Source organism: Micromonospora sp. D75, assembly GCF_018070405.1.
Classification (GTDB): domain Bacteria; phylum Actinomycetota; class Actinomycetes; order Mycobacteriales; family Micromonosporaceae; genus Micromonospora; species Micromonospora chalcea.
The window spans coordinates 1-3,685 of sequence record NZ_JAGPXV010000598.1 but is presented as its reverse complement, the minus strand read 5'-3'; the positions used below and the strand labels follow the sequence as shown (position 1 = coordinate 3,685).

Genomic DNA, 3,685 nt, shown 5'->3' with positions numbered 1-3,685 from the left:
GGGACGAACCCACCGAGGCGAGCCGCCCGTTCGACAAGCGGCGCAACGGGTTCGTGCTGGCCGAGGGCGCGGCGCTGCTGGTGCTGGAGCGCGCCGGGCACGCCGACGGTCGGGGCGTGCGCGGCTACGCCGAGGTCGCCGGTTTCGGGGCGAACACCGACGCGTACCACCCGACCGCGCCGCGCCCGGACGGCGCGGGAGCGGCCGCGTGCATGCGCCGGGCGCTGGCCGCCGGCGGGATCGTGCCGGGCGACGTCGGGTACGTCAACGCGCACGGCACCGGCACCAAGCTCGGTGACGTCGCCGAGACGATCGCCCTGGCCGAGGTGTTCGGCCTCGGCGGCGTCCCGGTCAGCTCCACCAAGGCGCTCACCGGGCACCTGCTCGGCGCATCAGGGGTGCTGGAGGCCGCCGCCACCGCGCTGGCGCTCGACAGTGGCCTGCTGCCGCCCACCTACCACCTGGACGACCCGGACCCGGAGTGCGAGGCGGACCACGTCCGCGCCGTGCCCCGGCCCACCCGGGCCGACCACGCGCTGACGAACTCGTTCGGGTTCGGCGGCCAGAACGTCAGCCTGCTCCTGCGCCGGCTCTCCGGGCCGGCCCGCCGGGCCGCCACCCCGGCTGCGGACTGACCGGACTCCAATCCCGGGCGTCGTCCGGGTCGCGATCACGGGGGGAACAGGGGAAGCCCATGACCATCAACGGGATAGACCATCTCGAACTGTACGTGGGAGACGCCCGGCAGGCGGCCTTCTACTTCGACAACGCCGTCGGTTTCCGGCTGCGCGGGCAGGGCGGGCCGGAGACCGGGCTGGACGGGCAGCGTTCGCTGCTGCTGGCCCAGGCCGGCATCCGGCTGCTGCTGACCACCGGGCTGTCCGCCGAGCACCCGGCGGCCACGTACGTGCACCGGCACGGCGACGGCATCGCTGTGGTGGCGCTCGCCGTCGACGACGCCGCCCGGGCGTACGCGGAACTGGTGGAACGCGGCGCGACACCGCTGAGCCCGCCGCGCACCTTCACCGGTGCGGACGCCGAGGTCGTGGTCGCCGAGGTCGGCGGCTTCGGCGACGTGGTGCACCGCCTGGTCGAGCGGCGCGGCGACCCGGAGGTGTTCCTGCCCGGGGCGATCGAGCCGGTGGCCGCGCCGGACGGCGACGAGCTGCTGGCCGAGGTGGACCACCTGGCCGTCTGCGTACCGCCGGGGCAGCTCGACGAGATCGTCGCGCACTACGAGAAGGTGTTCGGCTTCGCCGACATCTTCACCGAGCACATCGAGGTCGCCGGTCAGGCGATGAACTCCAAGGTGGTGCAGAGCCCGTCGGGGAAGGTCACGCTGGTGCTGCTGGAGCCGGACACGAGCGCCCGGCCCGGCCAGATCGAGGACTTCCTGCGCTGGCACGCCGGCGCCGGAGTGCAGCACCTGGGGCTGCGCACCGACGACATCGTCACCGCCGTCGGCGCGCTCGCCGGGCGCGGGGTGCGGTTCGCCAGCACGCCCGGCGCCTACTACGACGGCCTGGAGCAGCGGGTCGGCCGCCTCGACGCGCCGGTGGACCGGCTGCGCGAGCTGAGCATCCTGGTCGACTCCGACCACGACGGGCAGCTGCTGCAGATCTTCACCGAGTCGATGCACGTGCGCCGCACCCTCTTCCTCGAACTCATCGAGCGGCGCGGGGCGCGCACCTTCGGCAGCGGCAACATCAAGGCGCTCTACGAGGCCAAGGAACGCGAGCTGGCCGCGGCGGGGGCGACCCCTGCTGCCGCGGCCGGAGGGGTAGGGGCATGACCACCATCGATCCCGGGCTGACCGCCGAGGAGGAGGCGCTGCTTCCCTCCGACGAGGACGTCCGGCACTACGCCGAGCACGGCTGGTACCTGTCGAAGAAGCTGCTCACCGACGACGAGGTGGACGAGCTGGTCGCCGCCACCGACAGCTACTACGCCGGGGAACGCGACCGGCGGCTGCCGGTCCGGCCGCCGAAGCTGGCCTACTGGGAGCCGGCCAAGGGCGACGTGCAGCGGCACAACGACTACGTGCACCACGAACACGACGGCATCGCGCGCATCCTGCGCAAACCGCTGATCGGGGCGGTCGCCGCCCGGCTGGCGCAGGCCACCGAGATCCGCATCTTCCAGTCCACGCTGATCTGGAAGCCGCCGATCGCCGGTGAGCCGTCGAACATCGTGCCCTGGCACTTCGACAAGCACTACTGGGCGTCCTCGTCGTCGGAGAACATGCTCACCGCGTTCATCCCGTTCCACGACTGCGGCGAGGAGATGGGCACCATCACCATGGTCGACGGCTCCCACCGCTGGCGGGAGATCGGCGCCGACGACACGGTGGTGCGGCACTTCGCCGACCGGGACCGCGACCAGCTCGAAGTCATGCTCGCCGAGAACGCGGCGTACAACGGGGCAACGATCCGCAAGATCCCCATGGTGATCCCCAAGGGACACATGAGTTTCCACCACTGCCGCACCTACCACGGCAGCGGTGCGAACGTCAGCGGGCGGCCCCGCCGGGCCATCTCGCTGCACCTGCAGGACGGCGACAACGCCTGGCGGGAGTATCCGCTCTCCGACGGCACGCTCGCCGCGTACAACCACGACGTGCTGGTCCGCCGCACCCACGAGGGCCGGCCGGACTACGCGGACCCCGATTACTGCCCGGTCATCTGGCGCGACCGCGCCCAGCAGGGAGGCTGACAATGTCACGGTACGACTGGGGTAAGACGCACCCGGGCATCGAGCGACTCGAGCGGGCGGTGACCGAGCGCCGCGACGTGGTGGTCAAGCACCCGCTCTACGCCAACCTCGACACCCACGACGCGCTCGTCACGTTCATGGAGCACCACGTCTTCGCGGTCTGGGACTTCATGTCGCTGCTGAAGTCGCTGCAGCGGCAGCTCACCTGCGTCACGGTGCCGTGGATCCCGACCGGCCCGACCGGCAGCCGCCGCCTGATCAACGACATCGTCATGGTCGAGGAGAGCGACGAGCTGGGCGACGGCTACATCAGCCACTTCGAGCTGTACGTGCAGGGCATGACCGAGGCCGGCGCCGACACCACGGCCGTGAACAAGCTCGTCGACCTGCTGCGCGACGGCACGCCGGTCACCGAGGCGCTCGGCGCGGCGGGCGTACCCGCGGCGTCGGCCGCGTTCGCCGGCACCACCTGGCGGATCATCGAGACCACCCCGGTGCACTGCCAGGCCGCGGCGTTCGCGTTCGGCCGCGAGGACCTCATCCCGGAGATGTTCACCCAGGTCGTCGCCGTCAACGAACGCAGCAACCGGCTCAACAAGTTCGTCGACTACCTGGAGCGGCACATCGAGGTCGACGGCGAGCAGCACACCCCGATGGCCATGCAGATGCTGGCCGACCTGTGCGGCGACGACGACACCAAGTGGCAGGAGTGCGCCGACACGGTCAACGCCGCGCTGGCCGCCCGCGCCCGCCTCTGGGACGACATCCTCGCCGCCGTCAAGGAGGGCCGTCCGGCGTGACCGGCTCCGACCCGCTCCGGCTCTACCGGACGGTCCGGCTGATCCGCCGCTTCGAGGAGCGCGCGATCGAGCTGGTCCGCGCCGGACAGATCGTCGGTGGCATCCACCCGTACCTCGGTCAGGAGGGGATCGCCGCCGGCGTCTGCGCGGCGCTGGACCGCGAGGACCTGGTC

General features: G+C 71.9%; 4 protein-coding genes and 1 pseudogene. All 5 read left to right on the top strand.

The window, feature by feature from the left end; all coding sequences use genetic code 11:
• Positions 1–635: beta-ketoacyl synthase (locus tag KBX39_RS26210; RefSeq protein ID WP_282102481.1), on the top strand; the 635-nt coding region annotated here is incomplete at its 5' end.
• 59 nt (positions 636–694) lie between these two features.
• Positions 695–1,792 (top strand): 4-hydroxyphenylpyruvate dioxygenase, encoded by a 1,098-nt coding sequence (hppD, locus tag KBX39_RS26205; RefSeq protein WP_210873004.1) that lies wholly within the window; start codon positions 695–697, stop codon positions 1,790–1,792.
• Positions 1,789–2,712 carry a phytanoyl-CoA dioxygenase family protein gene (locus tag KBX39_RS26200; RefSeq protein ID WP_043323636.1) on the top strand — a complete coding sequence of 308 codons (924 nt, stop codon included), beginning with the start codon at positions 1,789–1,791 and terminating at the stop codon, positions 2,710–2,712. Before hppD ends, KBX39_RS26200 begins: the two co-directional genes overlap by 4 nt.
• Before the next feature lie 2 nt (positions 2,713–2,714).
• Positions 2,715–3,512, top strand: a complete 798-nt coding sequence (locus tag KBX39_RS26195) for a DUF3050 domain-containing protein (RefSeq protein WP_013286631.1) — start codon at positions 2,715–2,717, stop codon at positions 3,510–3,512.
• Positions 3,509–3,685: pseudogene (locus KBX39_RS26190) on the top strand (thiamine pyrophosphate-dependent dehydrogenase E1 component subunit alpha); the annotation flags it as partial. The gene KBX39_RS26195 and the pseudogene KBX39_RS26190, both read left to right, overlap by 4 nt.